Consider the following 26,101-nt stretch of genomic DNA (forward strand, 5'->3'; position numbering starts at 1 on the left):
TAATTCTGCGATTTGGTTTAGGTTTACTTCTGCAACTGTGTCATTACCAAACATAGAGATAATCATCTTCACTTTATTGTTATCAATCTCCGTAATCTTACCGGTATAATCTGCAAAAGCTCCATCAATAATACGTACAGTTTGACCAACTTCAACATCGATATCAAACTCTTGTACAGTTTGTCCCATAGAAACCAAGATATCACGAATTTCTTGTTCCAATAATGGAGTTGGTTTTGATCTATTTCCGTGAGATCCGACGAATCCTGTAACATTTGGTGTATTTCGAACAACAAACCAAGCTTCATCTGTCATGACCATTTCTACAAGAACATAACCTGGAAAGCGATTTTCTTCTACTTCTTTTCTCTTTCCATTTTTTTCAACTTGCACTGTTTGTGTTGGGATTTCAACGCGTAGAATATTATCCAACATATTGTAGGTTTGTGCACGTTGTAATAGATTTTCTTTTACCTTATTTTCATAACCAGAATAAGTTTGTAAAACAAACCACCCTTTATCAAAACTATCCATGATATTTCCTTTCATAAATAGAAGATTTCTAGTGTAATTAACTCCACTAGCCTTCTAAAAAATGTTAATAAATCGAATCAAACCTGAAACAATCAACTGGTCAAAAATGTAAATAATTACTACAAAGAAAGCTGTGTATTCCATAATAGAACGAAAATCTCTCCAGCTTTCCTTGCGAGTTGGCCATGTTGTGTCTTTAAGAAGTCTAAAAATATCTCCAATAAAACGCATCGCTCTCTCCTATCTCGTTTCTCTGTGTGTAGTGTACTTGCCACAATGCTTACAAAATTTATTTACTTCTAGTCGTGTAGGTTTGGGGTTTCCACTAATCTTGATTGAATAGTTTCTCGAACCACAAACCGCACAAGCTAGGCTTGCTTTTTTTAGTGCCATAACGCCTCCATCTTATCTATTATAACAAGAAAGCTAGGCTTTGACAAGCATCTTAACGAAATAGATTAACTACCGAATCCCATATTGTTTGAGCCTTTTCCTTAATCTTCGCATCTGAGATAGCCCGACTAGCCTCATCTACTAGACTTTGCGCACGTCCTCGAATATCAGACAAATTATCATCTGTCTGACTATTATCATTGGTTTGTACTTGTCTTTTTGTATTGGCTGGTGCAATTCCATTTTGCTTATAAGCATTTTCAACCGTAAAGGTACTTCCTGGCGTATAAGGTAAAATGGTATTGGCAATGTTTCTAAAGACATGAGCTGCACCGTTTGAAGTAGAGCCAGCTAGATAGTGATTTTCATCAGTGGTCGGGAAACCAAGCCAGTGACTAATCACTACATCCGGAGTATAACCAATTACCCACTGGTCACTTGTGTACTCCGGATTGAAAACTGCTTCAGTTGTTCCAGTTTTCCCTGCCATGACATAGTCTGCAGGCGATGAACTAATACCGGTACCATTGGTGAATGTCCCCAACATCATACTAGTCATCTTGTCAGCTACAGCTTTATCAATCACTCGTTTTTGTGAATTTTTATGACTCGCAATAACCTGACCACTAGCATTTTCAATTCTACTAATAAAATGAGCTTCCGGCATTAAACCTTCATTTGCAAAGGCAGCATATGCTTGGGCCATTTGCAGAGGATTGGTTTCGACACCACTTCCCAAGGCGACACCAAGAACACGGTCGACCTTTTCCATGTTGAGTCCAAATTTTTCGCCCGCCTCAAAAGCCTTATCAACACCCAAATCATTAACAGTAGCAACAGCAGGTAGATTAAGCGATTCTGCCAAAGCTTGATACATGGGAACTTCTCGACTCTTTTTGATTCCTGCATAGTTATCCACCTTATAGCTGTCATACTTCATGGTATGGTTATCCAAGAGCTTATTCAAAGCCCAACCTGCCTCAACTGCTGGTGTATAAACAACTAAAGGCTTAATTGTAGAACCAGGGCTACGTTTTGATTGAGTTGCATAGTTGAAATTCCGGAATCCAGTTTTATCATTGTCAGCAACTTGACCGACAACTCCACGAACTCCTCCTGTTTTCGGTTCGAGAGCGACACTTCCTGATTGAGCAAATGTTCCATCCTCTGCCCTCGGAAATAGCGCTGTATTTTCATAGACAACCTGCATATTTGCTTGGTAGTTTTGGTCCAGCTCTGTATAAATGCGGTAGCCATTATTTACGATTTCTTCCTCTGTTAGATTATACTTAGACACAGCTTCATTAACCACAGCGTCAAAATAAGAGGGGTAACGGTAATCTGAAATTTTCCCTTCATACTTATCATGCAATTGCGTAGTCATATCAACTTCAGCAGCTTCGATTTCTTGGTTTTTATCAATATATCCTGCCGCAACCATATTTTGTAAGACAGTGTCGCGACGATTAGTCGAATCTTGTACGGAATTCAAAGGATTATACAGTTCCGGCCCTTTGAGCATCCCTGCCAGAGTCGCAGCTTGATCCAGACTCACTTCTGACGCAGAAACTCCAAAGTATTTCTTACTCGCATCTTCTACACCCCACACACCATTTCCAAAATAAGCGTTGTTAAGGTACATGGTTAGAATTTGATCCTTACTATATTTTTTTGTTAATTCTAAGGCAAGGAAAAATTCTTTCGCTTTTCTCTCAACAGTTTGATCCTGCGATAGATAGGCATTTTTAGCCAGCTGTTGGGTAATAGTAGAACCACCACCTGAACGACCAGCAGTGACAATCGCCAAGAAGAAACGACCATAGTTAATCCCGTCATTTTTATAGAAAGAGCGGTCTTCTGTCGCAATAACAGCATTCTGCAAATTTTTACTGATATCAGTCAATTCAACGTAGGTTCCCTTTTGACCAGACAAGGCACCAGCCTCTTTTTCTTCACGGTCAAAAATGAGAGTTCGAGTTTTCAAGGCGTTTTGCAAATCGTTAACATTGGTTGACTTAGCTACAGCAAACAAATAGGTTCCAACTAGCAAACCTGCACTCAAACCTAGTATAAGGACAATCTTTGTTAGATGATAACGACGCCAGAATTTTCGAATTGGACCTACTTGGGCTAATTTTTTTCGATCACTACGAGAGCGACGTAAGCTAGTAGAAGCATAGTCCTCTAGTTCACTTGTTTCTTTTTTAAAAAGAGAAAGAAATTTCTCGAATAATTTATCTAATTTCATGCGTTTATTTTATCATCTTCATCATAGGAAGACAAGAATTTAGCTATTTCCTATCCAAATAGGGCTTTTTTTGTTACAATATCTGTATGAAATTCACATTTACATTACCAGACTCTCTACCTCAAATGACGGTAAAGCAATTACTTGAGGAACAACTCCTCATCCCTAGAAAAATCCGTCATTTTTTGAGAATCAAGAAACACATTTTGATTAATCAGCGAGAAGTTCATTGGAACGAGACGGTAAATCCTGGAGATGTTTGCCAATTGACTTTTGACGAAGAAGATTATCCCGAAAAAGAAATTCCTTGGGGCAACCCAAACCTCATTCAGGAAGTTTATCAAGATCAACACTTGATTATTGTCAACAAACCAGAGGGGATGAAAACGCATGGTAATCAGCCAAACGAAATTGCTCTTCTTAACCATGTCAGTGCCTATGTTGGCCAAACCTGCTATGTCGTTCATCGCCTAGACATGGAAACTAGTGGTTTGGTTCTCTTTGCAAAAAATCCTTTTATCCTGCCCATCCTCAATCGCTTACTGGAGAAAAAAGAGATTTCTAGGGAATATTGGGCACTTGTTGACGGAAATATCAGCAGCAAAGAGCTTGTTTTCAGGGACAAAATCGGACGTGATCGTCATGATCGTAGAAAAAGAATAGTTGATGCAAAACATGGGCAATATGCTGAAACGCATGTAAACAGATTAAAGCAATTTCCAAACAAAACTTCCTTGGTTCGTTGCAAACTAAAGACAGGGCGAACGCATCAAATACGTGTCCACCTTTCTCATCATAACTTTCCTATCTTGGGTGACCCTCTCTATAATAGTAAATCAAAGACAAGTCGGCTTATGCTTCATGCCTTTCGACTGTCCTTTACCCATCCACTTACATTAGAGAGATTAAGCTTCAATGCCTTTTCAGATACTTTTGAAAAAGAATTAAAAAAGAATGGATGATTGTGTCATCCATTTTTAAATATTTAAAAAGCAAGACCAAGGGCCTTGCTTTCTATCGACTCAAGAATTATTTAGCAATTTTTGCGAAGTATTCAAGAGTACGAACAAGTTGTGCAGTGTATGACATTTCGTTGTCGTACCATGATACAACTTTAACCAATTGTTTACCGTCAACGTCAAGAACTTTAGTTTGAGTTGCGTCAAACAATGAACCGTAAGACATACCTACGATATCTGAAGATACGATTGGATCTTCTGTGTAACCGTATGATTCGTTTGAAGCTGCTTTCATAGCTGCGTTCACTTCATCAACAGTAACGTTCTTTTCAAGAACTGCTACCAATTCAGTTACAGAACCTGTTGGAACAGGAACACGTTGAGCAGCTCCGTCCAATTTACCGTTCAATTCAGGGATAACCAAACCGATTGCTTTAGCAGCACCAGTTGAGTTAGGAACGATGTTAGCTGCAGCAGCACGAGCACGGCGAAGGTCACCTTTACGGTGTGGTCCATCAAGAACCATTTGGTCACCAGTGTAACCGTGGATAGTAGTCATCAAACCTTCAACGATACCGAAGTTGTCATGAAGAGCTTTAGCCATTGGAGCCAAGCAGTTTGTAGTACATGAAGCACCTGAGATAACTGTTTCAGTACCGTCAAGAACGTCATGGTTAGTGTTAAATACAACTGTTTTAACATCTGATCCACCAGGAGCAGTGATAACAACTTTCTTAGCACCACCAGCGTGCAAGTGTTTTTCAGCAGCTGCTTTAGTAGCAAAGAAACCAGTTGCTTCAAGAACGATGTCTACACCGTCGTTAGCCCAGTCGATTTGTTCTGGATCACGTTCAGCAGAAACTTTAACGAATTTACCGTTAACTTCGAATCCACCTTCTTTAACTTCAACAGTACCGTCGAAACGACCTTGAGTTGTGTCGTATTTCAACAAGTGTGCAAGCATAACTGGATCTGTAAGGTCGTTGATACGAGTAACTTCAACACCTTCTACGTTTTGGATACGACGGAAAGCAAGACGACCGATACGTCCGAAACCGTTAATACCAACTTTAACTACCATTAGTGATTTCCTCCTTATGAAAATCATGAAATTTTTATTGTGAAAAGAGTAACTTGAATCACTACAAATCACCTTTCAACAAACCTATTATATAACTATTTAAGTTTAATTGCAAGTACGGGCGTTGTTTTTTGTCTACACCTCACTTATTTTTCTTTCTCCTTTGAAAGCCTATACTGCTATCTTTCTTTGTCTACCTAGTCATTTACCGGTTTCCTTTTAAAATGAAAAGTGGAAAGTGGAAATAGCTAAGCTAAAAATTATTTTCAATCTTCCAATTTCACAAAAAAGAGACAGGAAATTCCTGCCTCTAGGCTGATAACAATTATTTACGGCGTCCTGGTCTTTCTTTGTAGCCATAGTAAGAATCTTCGATGATTTCTTGCATGTGGTCAACCATTGGAAGACGTGGGTTAGCTGGCGAACATTGATCTTCGTAAGCAAGGAAGGCCAATTCACGAGAATGTTCTTTCCATTCTTTTTCATCGATTCCTTGTGCCTTGAAGTTCATTTGGATACCTACGCGCTCACCAAGTTCGTAGACAGCTTTTGCGTAAGATTCAACCCCTTCTTCTGGAGTAGAAGCTGGAAGTCCAAGCATGCGTGCGATATCTTGATATTTTTCATCTGCACGGTAGTAGTTATACTTAGGCCATGTTGCTGTCTTAGCTGGACGTGTACCGTTGTAGCGAATGACGTATGGAAGCAAGATAGCATTAGTACGACCGTGGATTGTGTGGAATTGCGCACCAATCTTATGGGCCATTGAGTGAGAAATACCTAGGAAGGCATTAGCAAAGGCCATACCAGCGATTGTTGAAGCGTTATGCATTTTCTCACGTGAGTGGAAGTCTGCATTTTTAACTGAGCTTTCAAGATTTTCGAATACAAGCTTGATGGCTTGAAGTGCAAGACCGTCAGTGTAGTCGCTAGCCATTTGTGATACGTAAGCTTCAGTCGCGTGAGTCAATACGTCCATACCAGTATCAGCAGCAACAAATCCAGGAACTGTCAATACCAAAGCAGGGTCTACGATTGCCACAGTTGGTGTCAATGAGTAGTCAGCGATTGGGTATTTACGGTTGTTTGCTTTATCAGAGATAACGGCAAATGGTGTTACTTCAGATCCTGTACCAGATGTTGTTGGGATTGCGATGAATTTAGTCTTCTTACCAAGCAATGGGAATTTGAAGGCGCGTTTACGGATATCCATGAATTTTTGGACAAGGTCACGGAAGTCCACTTCTGGTTGTTCGTAGAAGAGCCACATTACTTTAGCAGCATCCATTGGAGATCCACCACCAAGAGCGATGATTGTATCTGGTTTGAAGGCACGCATGATTTCAGTACCACGTTCAACTGTAGTGATATCTGGATCTGGTTCTACATCAGCAAAGATTTGGTAAACCACCTTATTGCGACGAAGGTCAAGTTGTTCAATGATACGATCAAGGAAGCCAAGCTCTACCATAGCGTGGTCAGTAACGATCATGACACGCTCAACGTCACGACATTTTTGAAGGTATTGAATTGAATCACGTTCAAAGTATGTTTTTGAAGGAAGTTTCATCCATTGCATGTTATTTCTCCGTCTTCCGACTTTTTTGATATTCAAGAGGTTAATGGCACTAACGTTATCCCCAACTGAGTTGCGTCCGTAAGAACCACATCCGAGTGTCAATGATGGCAAGAAGGCATTGTAAACGTCTCCGATACCACCGAAAGTAGAAGGTGAGTTACAGATAACACGAATAGCTTTAACAGCTTTACCAAATTCTTTAGTCAATTCTTCATCAGCTGTGTGGATGGCTGCTGAGTGTCCAAGACCGTTAAATTCAACCATTTGACGAGCCTTAGTAATACCATCTTCACGGCTTTCAGATTTCAAAACTGCGATAACTGGTGACAATTTTTCACGAGTCAATGGCTCGTTTTCACCAACTTCTTTACATTCAGCAGCAAGAATGTTTGTTCCTTCTGGAACTGTAAATCCTGCTTGTTCTGCAATCCAAGTTGCTGGTTTACCAACGATGTCAGCGTTCAATTTTGCACCAGCACAGTTTTTGCTGTTTGCTTTCACGCCGAAACAGAATTCTTCAAGAAGAGCTTTTTCTTTTTTGTTTACAAAGTAAGTGTGATAAGATTTGAACTCTGCTACAAATTCATCGTAAATTTCTTTATCAATGATAACCGCTTGCTCTGAGGCACAGACCATACCGTTATCAAATGATTTAGACATGACGATATCGTGTGCTGCTTGACGGATGTTTGCTGATTTTTCAACATAAGCTGGAACGTTTCCGGCACCTACTCCAAGAGCTGGTTTACCACATGAGTATGCAGCTTTAACCATGGCATTACCACCTGTTGCAAGGATTGTAGCAATACCTTCGTGGTTCATAAGCGCACTAGTTGCTTCCATAGATGGTTCAGTAATCCACTGTACACAGTTTTCAGGCGCTCCTGCTTTAATCGCAGCATCACGAACGATTTGAGCTGCGTGAGCTGATGATTCTTGAGCTGATGGGTGGAAGGCAAATACGATTGGATTACGTGTCTTCAATGAAATCAATGATTTGAAGATTGCTGTTGATGTTGGGTTTGTTGTAGGAGTGATACCACAAACAACACCAACTGGTTCAGCTATAAGAGTCAAACCTGTCACATCGTCTTCTTCGATAACGCCAACTGTTTTAGTGTGGCGCATGTTGTTTACTACGTGTTCACAAGCAAACAAGTTCTTAGTTGCTTTGTCTTCAAATACACCACGTCCTGTTTCTTCAAAGGCATGTAATGCCAATTCTCCGTGGGCATCCAAAGCTGCCACTGACGCTTTAGCTACGATGTAGTCAACCTGCTCTTGATCCAACTTACGCATTTCTTCAAGAGCAACTAGAGCTTTTTGCACCAATCCATCGACATGCTTTTCAGCAGCGAGTTTCTTTTCCTCTGGTGTCACAGTTTTTTTATCAGCCATATTTTCCTCCATAGCTATCAAGGATTGATATCCTTTGTTAATTTTTTCACAAGTTTATTATATCGCATTATTTCAACTTTGTAAACAGTTTCATAAACATTTCACAAAGAATTTTTAGTTCCTTGTGAAATGTTTGTCATTTTCTTTTCTTAGCAAGCTTTTTCTTTAAAGTTTGTGAAATTTATTTCAAATATTTTTTTATTTCACAAACTTGCTTGGAAGAGGAACTTGGAAAGAAAGGGATTTACAGGTAAGCGCTTACTTAAACATTCTAACAATACCTCCTTTGATAAGGAGGCTTTATTTTTGTTGAAAAACGCCTTGTTTAAAAGTTCCTTCATAAACAACTTCTTGTTCTGTTGTTAGCTTTCCTTTTCCTTCAGCCTGACCATTTACAAAATCACCTTCGTAGGTCCAGCCTTCTTTGGATTGAAAGGTGCCTTTTCCGTTGAAGGCTCCATTGTTGAAACCACCTGTATATTGGTCTCCATTTTGGAAGGTAATGGTACCTTGGCCATTCATTTTACCACGGACAAGACTGCCGTCGTAAACAATCGTTCCATTATCGAGTTTTAGAACACCTTTTCCGGGAATATTTAGAAAAAAGACGAGTACAGCACAGAAAACAATGGCAACTACTGCTAAAAGCTCTAAACGTGGACGAGTCAGATACACTCGATACTTTTCGTAAAAATTCTTAAGATTTTCCACCTTCACTCTCCTTTTCTAAACGTTCTAACCATGCTTGACAACCCTCCTGAACACGCTGATAGGTTTCCTCAAAATCTCCTGTATACCAAGGATCTGGAACACTTTCAGATGCAAATGAGTAAATCTTATCTTGCAAGCCTGCTGGACACATCTGACGTAAGTCAGAAACATTTGAAGCGTCCATTCCTATAATATAATCAAAGGCTTCAAAATCTTCCTTGCTAATCTGAAGCGATGTCTTGTTCTTGTCATAAGGAATCTCATACTGTTGCAAAATTCCCTGAGTGCCCTTATGAATCGGATTACCATGTTCCCAAGAGGAAGTCGCTCGACTTTGGATTTCATAATTATCTGTCATTGATTTCATCACAAACTCGGCCATAGGACTGCGGCAAATATTTCCCAGACAGACAAAGACTAGTTTTTTCATCCCATTTCCTTTCTTTTATAGAAAAACGGGAGTTCGTGATCCCGTCTTATTTTTCAATTGCACCTTCGAGTGAAGCTGTTTCTTTAAGTGGTAATACTGTCTTGATAGCAGCTAGTTCAAAAGTCAAGTAAACCCCATCTACATCAAGAACAATTGTTTTCTTTTCTGTATCTACTTCATCGACTGTTCCATAAAGGCCCCCGATTGTAATAACTTCATAGCCTTTTTGTAATTTATTCAAGCTTTCCATACGCTTTTGTGCTTGTTTCTTTTGAGAGCGTTGCGTAAAGAACATCAAGCCCACCATAGCCACAAGAATGATTAAAAATGTATATTGTGATTCCATTATATTCTCCTTTGTCTTTTACATAGGACTACTATATCAAATTTCAGTTACTTTTACAAGATTGTACCTTACTTTTCTAGTAAGAAAAAAACAGAGCTTGCGCCCTGATTTTTAGGATTATTTCAAGTTTTGAACGACTTTTACAAGATTTTCTACAGTAAAGCCATATTCTACCAATACTTTTGGTGCTGGAGCAGAGGCTCCGAAGGTATCAATACCGAGAACGGCACCATCGAGACCAACGTATTTGTACCAGTTTTGAGTTGCACCCATTTCGACTGCAACACGACGGCGAACTGCATTTGGAAGAATTTCTTCCTTGTAAGCTACATCTTGTTTATCAAAGACATCTGTAGATGGCATGCTGACTACGCGGACTTTTGCTCCTTGACTAGCCAATTCTTTGGCAGCTGAGACAGCAAGATTGACCTCTGAACCTGTCGCAATCAAGATGGTATCAAAGTCTGCTGCATTTTCATAGACAACATAGGCACCTTTTGCAACTTTATCAAAGTCTGTTCCTTCTTCAACAGTCAAGTTTTGACGTGTCAAGACAAGAGCAGTTGGTGTTTTCTCACTTGTCACTGCAAGGTACCAAGCTGCTTGAGTTTCACGCGCATCTGCTGGACGGAAAACATTTAGATTTGGCATAGCACGAAGACCTGCTAAGTGCTCAACTGGTTCGTGCGTTGGGCCATCTTCCCCTACCGCAATAGAATCGTGGGTAAAGACATAAGTCACAGGAAGACCTTGCAAAGCTGACAAGCGAACAGCTGCCTTCACATAGTCAGAGAAGACGAAGAAAGTTCCACCGTATACACGAAGTCCACCGTGAAGAGCCATCCCGTTCAAGATCGTTCCCATTGCAAATTCACGAACACCAAACTGAATGTTACGGTTCAAGCGATTAGCATCGTCTTGAAGTCCATCTGTTTTAATGTAAGTCATGTTTGAGTGAGCTAGGTCAGCTGATCCACCTAGGAAGGTTGGTAACTTAGTTGCCACAACGTTCAAAGCATCCTGACTCGAGTTACGAGTTGCTTGAGAGAAACCATTTTCTAAAGCTGGGAAGTCTGCTGGAGTCACTTCAACTGGATCACGTCCATCAATAATGGCTTCTACTTCTGCAGCCAATTCTGGGTGAGCTTCTTTATAATCAGCAACTAATTTTGTCCAAGCTTCATAAGCTGATGCGCCACGGTCTGCAACATGTTCTTTGAAATCAGCATATACTTGTTCTGGGATTTCAAATGGTTCATAGTCCCAACCGAGAGCTTGACGAGTAGCTGCAGTTTCATCTGCTCCAAGAGGAGCACCGTGTACAGCATTAGTTCCTTGTTTGTTTGGAGAACCGTATCCAATGACCGTTTTCACTTCAATCAAAGATGGCTTGCCTGAAGCTTTTGCTGTTTCGATAGCTGCATGGATGGCTTCCAAGTCTGTTCCATCTTCAACCAAGGCAGTGTGCCAACCGTAGGCATTGTAACGGTCACGAACACTTTCTGTAAAGGAATCCTTTGTCTCACCATCCAAGTTGATATCATTTGAATCATAAAGAACAACCAACTTGTCTAGTTTTTGTAAGCCTGCGTATGAAGCAGCCTCACTTGAAACACCTTCCATCAAATCTCCGTCTCCACAAATAACGTAAGTATAGTGGTCAAAGATATTGTAGCCTTCACGGTTATATTTGGCTGCCAAGAAACGTTCTGCCTGGGCAAAACCAGTAGCAGTTGAAATCCCTTGCCCTAGAGGACCTGTCGTAGCATCAATCCCTGCCGTATGACCAAATTCTGGGTGACCTGGTGTTTTTGAACCCCACTGACGGAAGCTCTTAATCTCATCCATGCTGACATCTTCAAAACCAGAAAGGTGAAGAAGGGCATATAGAAGCATTGAACCATGACCTGCTGAAAGAATAAAGCGGTCGCGGTTAATCCAGTTTGGTTGAGCTGGATTGATACGAAGTTGTTTTGTAAAGAGGCTGTAAGCCATCGGAGCCGCTCCCATAACCACACCTGGGTGACCTGAGTTAGCTTTATTAATGGCGTCAATACCTAGGAAACGAATTGCATTAACAGATAGATTTGACATAGAATTTCCTTTCTATTTGAGGTGATTATTGAATCACACATTCTATTTTACTATTATATGAAAATTATCCGTATCATGCAACATACGGATAACCTCCAAAGAATATTTTTATATTATAGCAAAGCTTTAAATTGAATGTTAGAGTCTTGTTCAAAACAATCATCAAAACCACGTGGATGATGGTATTCTACTAAGTGTTGATCTTGAGGATAAGTGTACTTACCGCCAACTTCCCAGATAAATGGATGGAAATCGTATTGCAAGCGATCTTTTCTCATTTTCCAAAGTTCTAGAATCTCATTAGTAGAAGCCATGAAGTTAGACCAGATATCATAGTGAACTGGGATAATGACTTTGGTACGCAGATTTTCTGCCATACGAAGAAGGTCGATAGATGTCATTTTATCTTGGATACCTACCGGATTTTCACCATAGTTATTCAAAGCAACATCAATTTTAAAGTCTTTACCATGTTTTGCAAAATAGTTTGAGAAGTGAGAATCTGCACCATGATAGATAATTCCACCTGGTGTTTCAAAGATATAGTTAACAGCCTTTTGAGCCATTTCTTCATCTGTAACAGCTAAGCCAGCAAGTTCACCGCCTGTCTCATCAGCACCGTTCACTGGGAGAGTTACCAAGCAAGTACGGTCAAATGATTCTACTGCATGAATCTTCATATCTTTTAATTCGATAGTGTCACCTGGTTTAACAACGATGATACGTTCTTTTGGAACACCCCATCCTTCCCAGATTCGTCCACAGTGGTAAGGACCGATAAACTTAACATGCTCTAACTTAGAATTGTTGAGAATTGCTGCAGCTGTGTATGGGTCGATATGATCACTATGGAAGTGTGAAACTAAGTAATAATCTAGTTCGTTGATAGCAAATGGATCGATAACCATCGGCTGAACACGTAAGTTTGGTTGCAACTTACGAACACCTGCCATATTTGCCATTTGGTGCCCACGAACCATATCTTTCACTTTTTTGGTTGATTTTCCACGGTTTGACCAAAGGTCCATGACAACGTTAGCACCACCTGGTGTCTTAATCCAAGTACCACAGTTGCCTAGCCACCACATGGCAAAATTGCCTTCAGGTACGACTTCTTCTTCGATTTCTTCGTTCAACCATGTTCCCCACTCTGGGAAAGTAGCTAAAATCCATGACTCTCTTGTAATTTCTTTGACGTTTGGCATATGTTGCCTCCTTTGGATATAATTGTTATCTTTGAGATTAGTATACCACCCTTCAAAACACTAAAAAAGACCAAGAAAAACACAGGTTTGTGTTCATCATTGGACTGTCCTTCAAATATCTTCCAAAAAAGCTTGAACTACTATTTCTTGATTTATAAGTGTTTGAACCTCTTCTTGGAACTTACTAGCCAACTTACTGTCTACAATATAAGACGAAATAAGACTAGAAAGATTTTCACTGAAACTTTTGCTCTCATTACGAAATATATTGTGTTTAAGATAGTCTAGCATTTTCAAAATATCTTCTGCTTCAAGGATAGGATTAACCCTTAAAATCGGAAATCTGCTATCCAAATCATCATTAGTAGTAATCACTACATCAACTTGTGCAATATCTTCCACACTCTTAAATTGTTCTGTTGTAAATACAGTGCCAATTTGCTCATTTGGAAAATAAAGTTTGCATTGTTTCAGCAAAAGTCTCGAAACCGCAACACCTTCATCACAAACGAGATAAACTTTTTTCATATTTTTTTGAGACGATGGTGTATACTTTAAAAATCCTCCAATATGAATCGTCAAATAGGCAATATCATCGTCTGTTAGCCGAATAAACCATGCTCCTTCTAAAATTTCCGCAGATTTTCTAGTGACTAAAAATAATTCTCCATACTTGGATCGAATTTGTTTTGTTAGAGGATTTTTAGAAAAAATACCGTAAGTCTTTCTAAATAACAAGGCTTTACAGTGGATCATCAAATTTCTTAACAAATCATCCTTGTTCTCAATCTCCATTCGGATTTGTGATTCAAAATACCAGATGAATTCTTCTAAAGCAAGTTTTAACTGCCGAAAATCATCACTTTCTGCATGAATATCCAAATCTTTACGATAGGAGAGGAGAAGAACAGCTACAAGAGAAACTTCAAGTTCTGACAAAGAAATTTCAAACTTTTGAAACAACCGTTCTCCTAATTTCTTAGACACCTGATACTCTATTCTTTTTCTTATCAAAGAAAATTCTTTCTCTATATCCTGATGTCTTTCTTGATACTGTTCAACATTATGACAGCTTAACAGCAAATAAGGTAGAACCTGCAACATAAAAGTTACTTCATGATGATTTATTTTCTTCCCTAAATCTTGTTCAACTAAAGGAACCTGTTCCTTAAAAAATTGGTTCATTTCAACAGAAAGCAAACACTCACCATCTAACCTCTCTTTCATCTTATCTTCTAAAATAGATACAAAAGTGGCATTTTCTTCCATAAAAATATGATATAGAAGCGATTGAAGATACTGAATTTTATTAAGAGGGTGGGCATGAAGATGGTATCCCTGTGACTTGCTCACTTGCAAGGTCACCTGATATTGTTCCAAAGTTAGTTGATAACGAATACTATTCAAATCATTGAGAACAGTATTCCTAGACACCTCTGTTAACTCCATCAATTTTTCAATCGTAATACGTTCTTTAGAAATACCTATCCATAGTAACATTATCATCATACGTTCATGCGCACTCATGATATAATCGTACGAATCTACTTCCGATAATAGTTCACAACAAGCATCTCTCTGCTCTTCCGTTAAGTGAATACCAATTCGTGGAATACTAATGATATGAAGCGCCTCGTCACCCAAAGCAGCATTGATTTTGTCAATGTGATAATAAATTTTCCTTCTTGACTCTTTCAAATCTTTTGAAATCGCCATAATCGTTTTGGACGTTTCTTGATCCATCAAATATTGAAGCAAATCACAACTTGCCTTATCCAGTACCATATTTCATACTCCTCTATCAATCAACTGCCTTGAAAACAACTTTATAATAGTATCACATTCACTAACGCATTTCAATTATCAACAGTAGTCTCTTAATAACGAATACTTACAATTACAAAAGCGAGGCTTGGATCGAAAGGTCCTAGCCTCTTTTCAATTCAATTTCTTATTTCTTTTGACCGTAATAAGCATTTGGTCCATGCTTACGTTGGTAGTGTTTTTCTAGAATGTACTGAGGAGCAGGTTCAACTCTTGGATTGATTTGTTCTGTAAAGCGATTCATCTTTGATACTTCCTCTAGTACGACAGAGTGATAAACAGCATTCTCTGGATTTTTTCCCCAGGTGAATGGACCGTGATTACGTACAACAATACCTGGTACTTCAACAGGATTGAGACCACGACGCTCAAATTCTTCTACGATAACCAAGCCAGTATCTTTTTCATAGGCTACTTCTACTTCATCTTTGGTCAAACTACGAGCGCAAGGGATTGAACCGTAGAAATAATCTGCATGGGTTGTTCCATAGAAAGGAATATCACGTCCAGCCTGTGCCCAACCAACTGCTTCTGTCGAATGGGTGTGTACCACACTACCAATCTCTTGCCATGCCTTATATAACTGCACATGAGTTGGGAGGTCAGAAGATGGTCTTAAATCTCCTTCTAGAACTTGGCCATCCAAGTCCGTCACCACCATGTTTTCAGGTGTCAATTCGTCATAATCTACGCCTGATGGTTTAATAACAATGATACCTAGTTCGCGATTGACTTCCGATACATTTCCCCAGGTAAATTTAACAAGTCCATGTTTTGGTAATGATTGATTGGCATTACAGACTCGTTTACGTATATCGTTTATTACTTGATTCATCTTACATCAAACCTGCTTTCTTAATTAGTGGATAGAGAAAAGCTTGCGCCTCTTGAATGGCTGCGCGTGTTTCTTCTACAGTTTCACAATTTTCAGACCACATTTCGATTAGGAAAGGTCCATTATAATTGGTTTGTTTTAAAATATCGAAAGCTTCTTCCCATTTGACACAACCTTGCCCAAAAGTTACATCTCGGAACTGGCCCTTTGAACTTTCTGTCACTGCATAAGTATCCTTGAGATGGAGAGCTGCGATGGCATGATGCCCAAGATAAAATTCACTGTAGACATCATTATGCCATGCAGATACATTACCAATATCTGGGTATACAAAGAGGTAGGGAGAGTCAATCTCTTTTTCTACAGCCAAGTATTTTTCGATGCTATTGATGAAAGGATCATCCATAATTTCAATAGCAAGTACCACCTGAGCCTCTTCAGCCCAGTCACAAGCTTTTCTCAAATTTTTGATAAAACGTTGGCGTGTCTGGGGTGACTTTTCCTCATAATAAACGTCGTAACCAGCTAATTGAATAGTACGAACTCCCAAGTCTTGGGCTAATTCAATACATTTTTTCATGAGTTCTAGAGATTTTTCCTCTAGAACTGGATCATTTGATCCCAATGGGTAGCGACGATGGCCTGAAAAACAGATAGAAGGAATACGAACACCAGTTTTATAGATTGCTTTGACAACTTCCAAACGCTCGTCCTTGCTCCAGTCCAGTCTTGCTAAACGCTCGTCACGTTCATCAATAGACATCTCGACAAAATCAAATCCTAACTCCTTGGCAAAATTTAAACGTTCTAGCCAAGTAAAGTGTGTCGGGGTTGCCTTTTCATAAATTCCAATTGGACGTGCCATGGTTTACCCCCAAATTCGTCTGATTTCATCCTTGAAGGCACGCGCTGCTCCTGCTGGATCTGCAGCCTCTGTAATTCCACGACCTGCGATAAAGGTAAAGACATCAACGCCTTCAAATAGTTTGAGAGTATCTACATCTAGACCACCTGTTACAGACACACGGAAGCCCATGTCGATAAGTTTTTTAACCTTATTAAGGTCTTTTTCACCCCAAGTTTCACCAGCAAGAAGAGCATCACGAGATTGGTGATAAATAGCTTGTGAGATACCTGCATCTAGCCAAAGCTGAGCTTGTTCAAAAGTCCAATCGCCATAAAGCTCGATCTGGATTTCGCCTCGTTCTCCTCGTTCAGTCTTGATAGCCTTTAAAGCTGCTTCCATAGTAGGGATGGTTGCACAACAGATACAAGTCATCCAGTCTGCTCCACGAACCGCATTATTTTTAGCAACTGTTCCACCAGCATCAGCACATTTTGTGTCTGCCACAATAATCTTATCTGGGAAAAGGCTACGCAAGACTTCAACCAGTTCACTTCCAACTTGAAGCAAGCAAACAGTTCCAGCTTCGATAATATCTACTTCCTGACCAACAGAAACAGCTGCTTTAATCGCTCCTTGCAAGTCTGAATGATCTAATGCAACTTGTAAATTAGGGATTCTTTTTGTCATTTCTTTATTCCTCTTTCTAACTTTCCAAATCCAATCCTTCGAGATAAGGGCTATCCTTAGATTCTTCAATCATAGCCAAGACATCTTCTTTAGTCTGGCAAGCCTGTAAACGTGCAATAGAATCTTCTAATTCAAACAGGGCAATGATTTGTGGAATGGCTACACTTGTGTGAATTTTTGAGCTTGTTGCTGCTAGTGCCAACAAAACAGATACCTCTTTCCCATCTGAAAATACAACAGGATTTTGTAAGGTAATCAATGAAAAGGCATCTCTTTGCACTCCAGCTTCAGGTCTAGCGTGGGGCATAGCCATACCTGGCATTAAGATATAGTAAGGGCCATACTCTTCAGTTGATTCGATAATAGCATCGTAATACTCTGGCAAAATTGCCCCACTTTCAATCAAGGGATCTACTGCTACCTTGACTGCTTCTTTCCAGTCTTTAGCTTCTAAACCTAGTCGGATCGAGTCATTGTCAATTAAAGCTTGTTTTAAATTCATATCTGCCTCCTTTATTTAAAGAGGGAGAAGGACAGAAACGATGATTCTCAGTTTCTATCCAGCCCCCTCCAACCTTTTACTGTAGTGCTTGACTGAGTTTTTCAGTGATTTCTTTATCATCCATCAAGTTGTCAAGCCCAATTAACTTCCCATTAGTTCGCCCTTCCAATTCTTGGATCAAATGAAGAGAAGCGATTACGATGTCATATCCTGCTGCTAAACCTTTAGCTTCACCGACACTGCATGAATTGACTGTAAAATCTGTTTGATTAAGCTTACGGAGAGCATTTTCAACCTTCATCTTGATAACCATTGATGAACCCATTCCATTTCCGCACGCTGCTAATACTTTAACCATTTTATTTCTCCTTTTCTAGATACTAAGCTTCTTCTTGAACTGCACCGTTGTAATATTTCTCTTTATCTTTTGCTTTGGCAAATTGAAGTTGAGGAATAACAAGCAAGAAGAGACACACAAGTACATAACCAACAATACCAAGGTATTTGAAGATATATCCAAATCCAAGCCATGGGAATTCAAAGTCGATATTTCCATGGTAACCACCATAAGATGCTAAATCAAGAAGAGCTACACAGAGAGCTCCTAAAGCAACTTGGAGAACACCTGAGATGAAGGATAGGATAACAGCCGCTTTCCATCCACCGCGTTTATCAGCGTAGACCGCAATGGCTGCATTGTCAAAGAACACTGGTACAAATCCTGTAATAATAAGAATCGGATTTTTAAAGACGATGAGCAAGACAATTGTGATCAATTGACCAATCAAACCAAAGGCAAATCCTGACAAGACAGCGTTTGGAGAACCAAATCCATAAGAAGCTGCAACGTCAACCGCTGGGAATGAGCCTGGCAACAATTTGTTTGAAATACCTTGGAAGGCGTTTGTCAACTCAGATACGAACATGCGGACACCTTGCATCAAAACGAACAAGTAAACTGAGAAGGTAAAGGCTGTTTGAATAATGTACATAAAGAAATCTTGTTTAGCAGGATTGAATAGAGTTCCTGAAGTGATGACTTCTTTATTAGACATAATGTCTGGACCCAAGATTAAAAGAATGGCTCCGAAGAATACGAGCATCAAGGTAGCAGATGCAACAACTGTATCGTGGAAGATTGAGAGGAACTTAGGTAATTTAAGATTGTCTAAACTTTCTTCTTTCTTACCAAAGCGTCCTGCTACTTTATCTACAAACCAGATTGCAAATTGCTGTTGGTGACCAATCGCAAATCCGCCACCACCAGTCAAGCGTTGAGTTGCCTCAACAGTCATATTTGAACTAACTGCCCAGTAAAGTCCACAGATGATACCAATCGCTGCTGTACCGTAAGCATTGCGCAATTGTGGTACTAAGAATAGAACCATAAGAGATACTGTTGCAGCTTGTTGTACCATGATGTGACCAGTAATAAAGAGGGTTCTTACCTTCGTGATCTTGCGAAGAGCTACGAGCAAGATATTTATTCCGAAACCAATCAATAGAGCTGTAGTTGCAGTTCCAACAAAATCTGGAAACTCTGCTGCAATTTTGTTGTTTGCTGCAGCAAGTCCAAAGTAAGGGTCGATAACCGCTGCACCAATTTGGAATTTGTAGTTAAGGGCTGCTAAGATCGGACGGAAGGTTGTAACCAAACCACCTGCACCCACATTGAGCAACATATACCCTACTGTTGCTTTAACAAACCCTGAGAAAACGTCGTGGGCAGGTTTTTTCAAAAGTGCGTATCCTATCAACACCAATAAACCTACGAAAAATGCGGGATTCTGCAAAATATTGCTAGAAAACCAATTTAGAACACTTGAAATGACTTCCATAATTGTTCTCCTTTTGAATTGTTTTTGTAGGTTTATTATATAATTTGAAAGCGTAAACAAAAAGACCAAGAATTACACAGCGGACTGTTCACTCTTGGACTGTATGATTTATGATATTTTAATGATTAGCTTAGTTTCTCGTAGCTAGATAAAATGGAAGAATTTTATCATAAGATTTCAGTAGGGCTTCTACGATTTCTTCTTCAGATGAATTCTCTGTTATAGGGACATCTATTTTAACTAACACTTTTCGGACTTCCTGATTGGATAGTTTATTTCTTAAAATTTGACGATTTTCTTCGTTCGCCTCCCACCGTTGACTTTGACCATCAGAGTAGACTAGATAATAAACACCTTCAACGGTTGGAACTTTTAAAACTTTGGCCTGCTTGCCTAGAGTTCGCTCATCTTTCTTACGCTCGATGAAACTGACCTCTAAGGAAATTCCAAAGTCAGTAGATGTCCCATACAAACGAAGAGCCAACATAGGTTCTGTTACTTGTCCGTCTCTCTGTAGATAAACCCAAAAATGTGGTCGTAAACGTTGCGCCTGATTCATCCACTGGCTAGTCTGTTGAAGTTGCCATTCTGGATGACTTGCTTGAAAGGCTTTAGCCAGTTCTGTAAAAGCCTTTCGAGCCTCTTGGCCTTTGTGGCGCAATTCCAGCATTTTCTCTCGCTCTGCTCCCGCCTTATCAGGATTACGGTACTGCAAATCAGCAAAGTCTAAATAGTCTCTTATCTTATTCAACATTAATTTAATCTCCTCCAGCTAGCAAAAAATCAGGATAACCCTGATTTTACTTATTCTGTATCTACGACAACATAACGATTTGGCTCATCACCTTCAGAGTAACTGGTCACGCCATCCATACGTGAAATAATACGATGAATAATCTTGCGTTCGCTATTTGACATTGGATCTGTCTGATGACTGCGTCCTTCTTCTAAAACACGAGTCGCCAATTTTTGCGCATAGGTCTGCAAGACTTCTGCACGGTGTTCAACATAATCATTGACATTAATAGTAATGTAGAAGGTTCTTGAATAGCGGTTGTAAAGATAATTTTGAGCCAATAGTTGCAAGGCCTTCAAGACTTTACCATGGTAGCCGATAATACGACCTGGTTCGTTAGTATCAATTTGCAAATTGATGCTACGACGGTTATAGTCATTTGAAAGTGTAGCTTCAACATCCATGTCATCAATAATTGTTTGAACATAAGTCGTTACTTCCGTAGCTACTTGTTCAATATCAAAGCTCGGTTCAACTTTTAAGCCCAAGTCTTCTAGTTCTTGACTTTCAGTTTGCTCAGCTTGGTTTTCAATAATAGGAGTTTCTACTTCTTCTTCGAGAGCAGTTTCTTCAAGTTGTAATTCATTTAAAATCTCAATGTGACCAGTTTCTTCTAAGATAGTGCTGGCATGTCTTTCATGTTTTAAGATTTCAGCCTTGACTTCATCAGAAATACCTTGGCCTTCTTCCTCAATCTTTTTAATTGCCTCTACAACATGACCCAAATCAACAGTTGCTTCACTGACTGTTTTAACAGGCTCATTCAAATCATTAATTTGCTTCGGAACTCCCTTTACAGCTTGTTGGTTTGCTTTTACAACTGTCGTTTCACTAATAGCATCAATATCCACTTGGGCTGGTTTTTTACCAAATAAACCAAGAAATCCTTTTTTCTCACGAGAAATGACTTTGATATGAGCCTTCATTCTTGGAATATCTAATTCTTTCAATCCTTTCTGGATTGCTTCTTCAACAGTTGAACCTGTAAATACTACCATTACCAGATTCCTCCTTATTATTTCGTTTTCTGAGCCTTTTTCTTGGCTTTTCTTTTTCTATTTTCCAAATCTTTCTGTGCCTGTACTACAGCCTCGCGCTCTGCAATAATCTTGAATGGATTGTTCAAGAAATAGGTTTGCAAGACTTGATAAGCATTGGACACTGCCCAGTAGAGAGCGACTCCGCTCGGAGCATAAACCCCAAAGATAAAAATCAAGACCGGAATACCGTACATCATCGCAGTCGTAGCTCCATTACGCTCAGACAAGGCTTTGTTGGACAGCCAAGTACTTAAAAAGGTGAATACTGCTGCTAAAATCGGAAGAACAAGGGTTGTATCCACACCACCAAGGTTAATCCATAAGAAATGACCTGTCTTTAAAAAGTCAACTCTTGATAGAGCTTGGAACAAGGCCAAGATAACCGGCATCTGAATCAAAATCGGCCAAAGAGAATCTGACTGTCTGACACCCATTTCTTTAAAGACTTTACGCATTTCTTGCTCTAGCTTGGTTCTGCTTTCCATATCTCGACCTGGATATTGTTCTCGAAGCGCCTTAATGCGTGGTTGAGCTTCTTGCATTTTTCTGGAAGCCACCATTTGCACTTGAAAGACTGGCAAAAGCAGTGTACGAATCAAGACCGTAAAGAGAATAATCCCCACTCCGATACTGATATCAAACGATAAAAAGCGAATAATTTCCGCAAAGAAGTAAACAAATTTACTCCAAAAATCAGCCGAATTGGCTGTAATATCGCTAGTTGTCCCATTTGTTGCACAGGCTGTCATGATAAATAGGGACAGTCCTAGCAAACTAGTCAACTGTAGTTTCTTTTTCACTCCCATTTCCTTCCTGGTAAATCTTTGATAATTTTAATACGTGGAGTAGATTTTTCTCCATCTCTGCGTATCCCAAGGTTTCGACCCCTTTTCGAGCAATGACAACAAAGTCGACATCTTCTACCAGACTCCCTTTGGCATTCTGGATAATATGACGAATCCGTCTCTTAATTTGATTTCTAGTGACGGCATTCCCCAGTTTTTTGCTAACTGATAGACCTACTCGAAAATGGTTTTTCTGATTTTCTAGTTGGTAGACAACAAACTTGCGATTGGCAAAACTTGTCCCCTCCTTGAAAATCGCCTTAAAATCTTTCTCTCTTTTTACACGAAAGTTTTTCTTCAAAACTCAACTCCATCTATTAAATTACTACTATTATACCATATTTTTCAAAAAAGCCAATCATAGCAAGGTTTTGGACAATTTCACCATAAAAAGAAGCTGGAAAAATCTCTTTCCCAACTCCTTGTACGGAATATTTTTTCTGATTTTAGTTATTTTTTTAAGCGTTCAACGTCACGGGCAATGACTAATTCTTCATCAGTTGGAATAACCAATACACGGATCTTCGCTGCCTCTGTTGAGATATCTCCTGTCACACCGAAGACGTTCTTTTCTGGATCAACATCACAGCCAAACCAAGAGATACCTGAAATAACATCTTCACGTACGTTTGCTGCATTTTCACCGATACCTGCAGTAAAGATAATAGCATCTGCTCCATTTAATACTGCAAGGTATTGACCGATATGTTTTTGGATACGGTCAACATACATTTCATAAGCCAAAGTGGCATCGTGATCCCCTTCTTCCATAGCAGCAATCACATCACGCATATCACTAGATTTACCTGAAACCCCCATAAGCCCTGATTCACGATTAAGGATGCGACTAATGTCTTCAGGCGTGTTAAAGTCCTCTGTATATTGCATTAAGTAAGGAATGATGGCTGGGTCAATATCCCCTGTACGAGTTCCCATCATCACACCACCAAGTGGAGTGAAGCCCATTGAAGTATCCACAGATTGACCACCCTTAACAGCTGTAATAGAAGCACCATTACCGATGTGGCAAGTAATCAATTTTAAGTCTTCTAATGGACGGCCCAAGAGTTTTGCTGCTTCTCCTGCTACAAACTGGTGACTTGTACCGTGGGCACCATATTTACGAACCTTGTTTTCTGTGTAATATTTTGTTGGTAGAGGATAGCGATAAGCTTTCTCTGGCATAGTTGTGTGGAATGAAGTATCAAAAACAACTACACTGGTAATGTCTGGCAACAATTCCTTGAAGGCACGAACACCTGCCGCATTGGCTGGATTGTGGAGAGGAGCCAACAAGCTCAACTCTTCAACTTTTTCTAAAACATCTCCCTCAACAACTGTTGATTCTTTGAAATATTCTCCACCGGCAACAACACGGTGGCCAACACCTGTAATCTCGTCATAAGCCTTGATAATATCGAAACGAATCAAGTCATCCAATAAGATTTTTACAGCTTGTGTATGATTTTCGATATCCAAAATTTGTTGTTCAGAACGACCATCAAATTTTACAGTTGAAATTGAATCTTTCAAACCGATACGTTCAATCAAACCTTTCGCCAATACTTTTTCTTCTGGCATTAAGTATAATTGCCATTTCAAACTTGAACTTCCCGCATTGATTGCAATTGTTTTTGTCATAACAAGACTCCTCTTTTAAGCGTTTTCATCTATTATAACAAAATCTATTTTATATTTCAGTACCTTGAGTCCATTTTTGAAAATTTTCTTTAAATTTCATTAAAACACTTGCATCTTGCAAGCTAGCAAGTGGATAAACAAAAGGATCTACTGCTATTTCATTTTTCTTCTGTAAGATAAAAATCGTCTTGGATTGTTTAGCACTGGCAAAAAGATTTTCAGGCAAACTAATCATGGCAGTCAGACTCGCCTCCTCTTTCAACCAGCCTTTCAACAAGTCACTTTGAGGACTGGTCAACAAATAACTCGGAGCGAGAAAAATAGCATATCCATCTGACTTGAGATACTTAAGCCCTTGTTCCATGAGCAAGTGATGGGCGTAGGTATGTTCTTGGCTAGAAGCAACTTGATGGCGCGACGCAACGGCATCATCAGGATAATAGCCGACAGGCAAGTCGCTGATGACCACGTCGCTTTCTTTGAGCATTTGTGGACGAACGGCATCTCCTTGGACAAAGCCAGCCTGCAAACCAATTACATCTGCCATGCTAGCTGCCAAATCAATCAGCAAATCATCCACTTCCATTCCCAAGTAATCCACCTTTTTATCAAGCGAGGTCAAGAAAGTAGCCCCCAGAATCCCCATCCCGGAACCCATTTCGAGGATAGTAATTTCCTCCTCTTTAAACAATTCTTCCACAATAAACACCAAAAGTAAAGCAATAGCATCTGGCGTAAACTGGTGATTGGCCTGTAGGGGCTCTGTCTGCCCAGCCTTCATCAAGAGAAACTGGTAGGTCTTGAGCCATTCTTCTTTGCGAAGCGCTAAGCGTTTAAGGGCATGATTGTTCTCCTTGACCTGCTCTAGCTCAGTCTCACCATCCAAATAGATGCTGTTTTGCTCCACCAGGGCATCATAAAAGTTGGTCGCCAAATCACTTTGGATGACTTGGACATTCTCTAGTAAATACGTATAAGCTTGTTCAATTTTTTCAAAATCCATATTCCTATCTTACCAAATTTCCCTTCTTTTTTCCATCCTTACAGAAAAATCACACTATATCTACATTGGTTTTTCGTCAATTTGTTACTGACGACATCAATCTTATCTACACAAGATCAGATAGACGTTTCTAACTATCTACAACTGTACTCTTATCTTGCTGTCTGATTATTGCTTGGTATAAAATGGCACGTAATCATTCTAATAACTCACCCCTCTTCTACTAATCCTCTCTAATATATAATCGAAGGAAATAAAAGATCAAAACAGTGCAAGAAAAGTCCACTAATACTCAATGACAAAGAGCAAACTAGCCGCAGGTTGCTCAAAGCACTACTTTGAGGTTGCAGATAGAACTGACGAAGTCAGTAACCATACCTACGTCAAGGCGACGTTGACGTGATTTGAAGAGATTTTCGAAGTGTATAATCTATCAATACTTTTATGAAGTGATTTTTCGTACTCAATTTTTTAACCGACTATACAAACACAAGGATGGGAAACTCAATTCCAGCCGAAAAGAAAGGAAATATTCCACAATAAAACGCATACTATCAAGTTTTTGAACACCTGATAATATGCGTTTTTATGATTTTACAGACTTTTTTGTCCAAACTCGATAGACACATCTATAGCCGATCAAATATGAGATAAGCAGATTATTTACATTTCTTCTTCATCATCACGTTTACGGCGTTTCGCAAATAAACCTAAACCAGTCACAGCTGCCAAAGCTCCTAGAAGCGCAGATGTTTTGGAAACTTCTGTACCTGTATTTGGCAATTGCTGTCTTGACTTAGCTGTCGATTCGGCACTATTTTCAACATGTGAAGTCGAATGATCAACGTTTGATTCTACAAGCGAGCTTGACGTTGAAGCACTCTCAGAAGCTACACCTGAAAGTGACGTACTCATTGAAGTCGACATAGACACCGATGTTGAGATTGACACGCTTAGACTTGTTGATTGCGAAGCACTTTCACTCAAACTAAACTCTGGTTTATCAGTACTATCTGGATCTGACATACTTGATAATCTTGAGAATGATTCAGACACTGAGGTACTTACTGACGCACTGGTTGAGGCCGATTCTGAAACCGATGTCGATACAGAAGAGCTAATTGAATCAGAAGTAACTACACTATCAATATCGAGAGTAGCCTTAGAATGGATTTCAGGTAATCCCTTACTTGTAACTACCGCAGCACTGGTTGACGCTGATTCAGATGCGCTTGTGCTGGCTGATTGACTTGCACTTGTCGATG

General features: G+C 39.6%; 26 protein-coding genes. 1 reads left to right on the forward strand and 25 read right to left on the reverse strand.

Annotated features, from left to right (window positions below):
- The 4 genes from nusG to pbp2a form a co-directional block, all read right to left on the reverse strand.
- Positions 1-534: transcription termination/antitermination protein NusG (gene nusG, locus SMSK564_RS0102550; protein ID WP_000376740.1), on the reverse strand; the 534-nt coding region annotated here is incomplete at its 3' end.
- Between the two features lie 54 nt (positions 535-588).
- On the reverse strand, positions 589-765 hold the full coding sequence (gene secE, locus SMSK564_RS08615; protein ID WP_001210991.1) for a preprotein translocase subunit SecE: 177 nt from the start codon (positions 763-765) through the stop codon (positions 589-591).
- 9 nt (positions 766-774) lie between these two features.
- Positions 775-927 (reverse strand): 50S ribosomal protein L33, encoded by a 153-nt coding sequence (rpmG, locus tag SMSK564_RS08620; protein WP_001809375.1) that lies wholly within the window; start codon positions 925-927, stop codon positions 775-777.
- 52 nt (positions 928-979) lie between these two features.
- On the reverse strand, positions 980-3,175 hold the full coding sequence (pbp2a, locus tag SMSK564_RS08625; protein WP_000762639.1) for a penicillin-binding protein PBP2A: 2,196 nt from the start codon (positions 3,173-3,175) through the stop codon (positions 980-982).
- Positions 3,176-3,261: 86 nt separating this feature from the next.
- On the opposite strand from pbp2a, the gene SMSK564_RS08630 reads away from it, so the two are divergent.
- Positions 3,262-4,137, forward strand: coding sequence for an RluA family pseudouridine synthase (locus tag SMSK564_RS08630; RefSeq protein WP_080554189.1), 876 nt, complete (start codon positions 3,262-3,264; stop codon positions 4,135-4,137).
- 67 nt (positions 4,138-4,204) lie between these two features.
- Here SMSK564_RS08630 and gap read toward each other — a convergent pair whose 3' ends face one another.
- The 21 genes from gap to SMSK564_RS13295 all read right to left on the reverse strand — a co-directional run.
- Entirely contained in the window at positions 4,205-5,215 is a 1,011-nt protein-coding gene (gene gap / locus SMSK564_RS08635) for a type I glyceraldehyde-3-phosphate dehydrogenase (protein WP_000260671.1), read from the reverse strand.
- Between the two features lie 325 nt (positions 5,216-5,540).
- A complete protein-coding gene (adhE, locus tag SMSK564_RS08640) occupies positions 5,541-8,192 on the reverse strand; it encodes a bifunctional acetaldehyde-CoA/alcohol dehydrogenase (RefSeq protein WP_000763951.1) in 2,652 nt (883 codons plus the stop codon).
- 300 nt (positions 8,193-8,492) lie between these two features.
- On the reverse strand, positions 8,493-8,903 hold the full coding sequence (locus SMSK564_RS0102555; protein ID WP_000429317.1) for an MORN repeat-containing protein: 411 nt from the start codon (positions 8,901-8,903) through the stop codon (positions 8,493-8,495).
- Positions 8,890-9,333, reverse strand: coding sequence for a low molecular weight protein-tyrosine-phosphatase (locus SMSK564_RS08645; protein WP_000737453.1), 444 nt, complete (start codon positions 9,331-9,333; stop codon positions 8,890-8,892). The genes SMSK564_RS0102555 and SMSK564_RS08645 overlap by 14 nt, the downstream gene beginning before the upstream one ends.
- A gap of 46 nt (positions 9,334-9,379) precedes the next feature.
- The gene (yajC, locus tag SMSK564_RS08650; protein WP_000445810.1) at positions 9,380-9,679 is read right to left on the reverse strand and encodes a preprotein translocase subunit YajC; all 300 of its coding nucleotides are present in this window, start codon (positions 9,677-9,679) and stop codon (positions 9,380-9,382) included.
- Between the two features lie 117 nt (positions 9,680-9,796).
- On the reverse strand, positions 9,797-11,773 hold the full coding sequence (gene tkt / locus SMSK564_RS08655; protein WP_000067883.1) for a transketolase: 1,977 nt from the start codon (positions 11,771-11,773) through the stop codon (positions 9,797-9,799).
- Between the two features lie 113 nt (positions 11,774-11,886).
- A complete protein-coding gene (ulaG, locus tag SMSK564_RS08660; RefSeq protein ID WP_001134230.1) occupies positions 11,887-12,978 on the reverse strand; it encodes an L-ascorbate 6-phosphate lactonase in 1,092 nt (363 codons plus the stop codon).
- A gap of 111 nt (positions 12,979-13,089) precedes the next feature.
- Positions 13,090-14,763, reverse strand: coding sequence for a BglG family transcription antiterminator (locus tag SMSK564_RS08665; protein ID WP_000242091.1), 1,674 nt, complete (start codon positions 14,761-14,763; stop codon positions 13,090-13,092).
- Between the two features lie 166 nt (positions 14,764-14,929).
- Positions 14,930-15,637, reverse strand: coding sequence for an L-ribulose-5-phosphate 4-epimerase (locus SMSK564_RS08670; protein ID WP_001077564.1), 708 nt, complete (start codon positions 15,635-15,637; stop codon positions 14,930-14,932).
- Between the two features lies 1 nt (position 15,638).
- Positions 15,639-16,502: an L-ribulose-5-phosphate 3-epimerase gene (locus SMSK564_RS08675; protein ID WP_000113590.1), complete on the reverse strand. Its 864-nt coding sequence runs from the start codon at positions 16,500-16,502 to the stop codon at positions 15,639-15,641.
- Between the two features lie 3 nt (positions 16,503-16,505).
- Positions 16,506-17,171, reverse strand: coding sequence for a 3-keto-L-gulonate-6-phosphate decarboxylase UlaD (locus SMSK564_RS08680; protein WP_000166737.1), 666 nt, complete (start codon positions 17,169-17,171; stop codon positions 16,506-16,508).
- A gap of 16 nt (positions 17,172-17,187) precedes the next feature.
- A complete protein-coding gene (locus tag SMSK564_RS08685; RefSeq protein WP_001049925.1) occupies positions 17,188-17,673 on the reverse strand; it encodes a PTS sugar transporter subunit IIA in 486 nt (161 codons plus the stop codon).
- A gap of 76 nt (positions 17,674-17,749) precedes the next feature.
- Entirely contained in the window at positions 17,750-18,031 is a 282-nt protein-coding gene (locus tag SMSK564_RS08690) for a PTS sugar transporter subunit IIB (RefSeq protein ID WP_000241466.1), read from the reverse strand.
- A 22-nt stretch (positions 18,032-18,053) separates the two neighbouring features.
- Positions 18,054-19,511: a PTS ascorbate transporter subunit IIC gene (locus tag SMSK564_RS08695; RefSeq protein WP_000452074.1), complete on the reverse strand. Its 1,458-nt coding sequence runs from the start codon at positions 19,509-19,511 to the stop codon at positions 18,054-18,056.
- A gap of 130 nt (positions 19,512-19,641) precedes the next feature.
- Complete coding sequence (locus tag SMSK564_RS08700) at positions 19,642-20,265, reverse strand: hypothetical protein (protein ID WP_000932629.1); 624 nt, start codon at positions 20,263-20,265, stop codon at positions 19,642-19,644.
- Between the two features lie 50 nt (positions 20,266-20,315).
- The gene (jag, locus tag SMSK564_RS08705; RefSeq protein WP_000260005.1) at positions 20,316-21,305 is read right to left on the reverse strand and encodes an RNA-binding cell elongation regulator Jag/EloR; all 990 of its coding nucleotides are present in this window, start codon (positions 21,303-21,305) and stop codon (positions 20,316-20,318) included.
- 17 nt (positions 21,306-21,322) lie between these two features.
- Complete coding sequence (locus SMSK564_RS08710) at positions 21,323-22,147, reverse strand: membrane protein insertase YidC (protein ID WP_004236733.1); 825 nt, start codon at positions 22,145-22,147, stop codon at positions 21,323-21,325.
- Complete coding sequence (gene rnpA / locus SMSK564_RS08715) at positions 22,122-22,493, reverse strand: ribonuclease P protein component (RefSeq protein WP_000739245.1); 372 nt, start codon at positions 22,491-22,493, stop codon at positions 22,122-22,124. Before rnpA ends, SMSK564_RS08710 begins: the two co-directional genes overlap by 26 nt.
- A 149-nt stretch (positions 22,494-22,642) precedes the next feature.
- Positions 22,643-23,833, reverse strand: a complete 1,191-nt coding sequence (locus SMSK564_RS08720) for an acetate kinase (protein WP_000167775.1) — start codon at positions 23,831-23,833, stop codon at positions 22,643-22,645.
- A 49-nt stretch (positions 23,834-23,882) separates the two neighbouring features.
- Positions 23,883-24,836: a class I SAM-dependent methyltransferase gene (locus tag SMSK564_RS08725; protein ID WP_000345103.1), complete on the reverse strand. Its 954-nt coding sequence runs from the start codon at positions 24,834-24,836 to the stop codon at positions 23,883-23,885.
- A 663-nt stretch (positions 24,837-25,499) separates the two neighbouring features.
- Positions 25,500-26,101: LPXTG cell wall anchor domain-containing protein (locus SMSK564_RS13295; protein ID WP_000314657.1), on the reverse strand; the 602-nt coding region annotated here is incomplete at its 5' end.

The organism is Streptococcus mitis SK564, from assembly GCF_000148525.1.
GTDB lineage: Bacteria > Bacillota > Bacilli > Lactobacillales > Streptococcaceae > Streptococcus > Streptococcus mitis_H.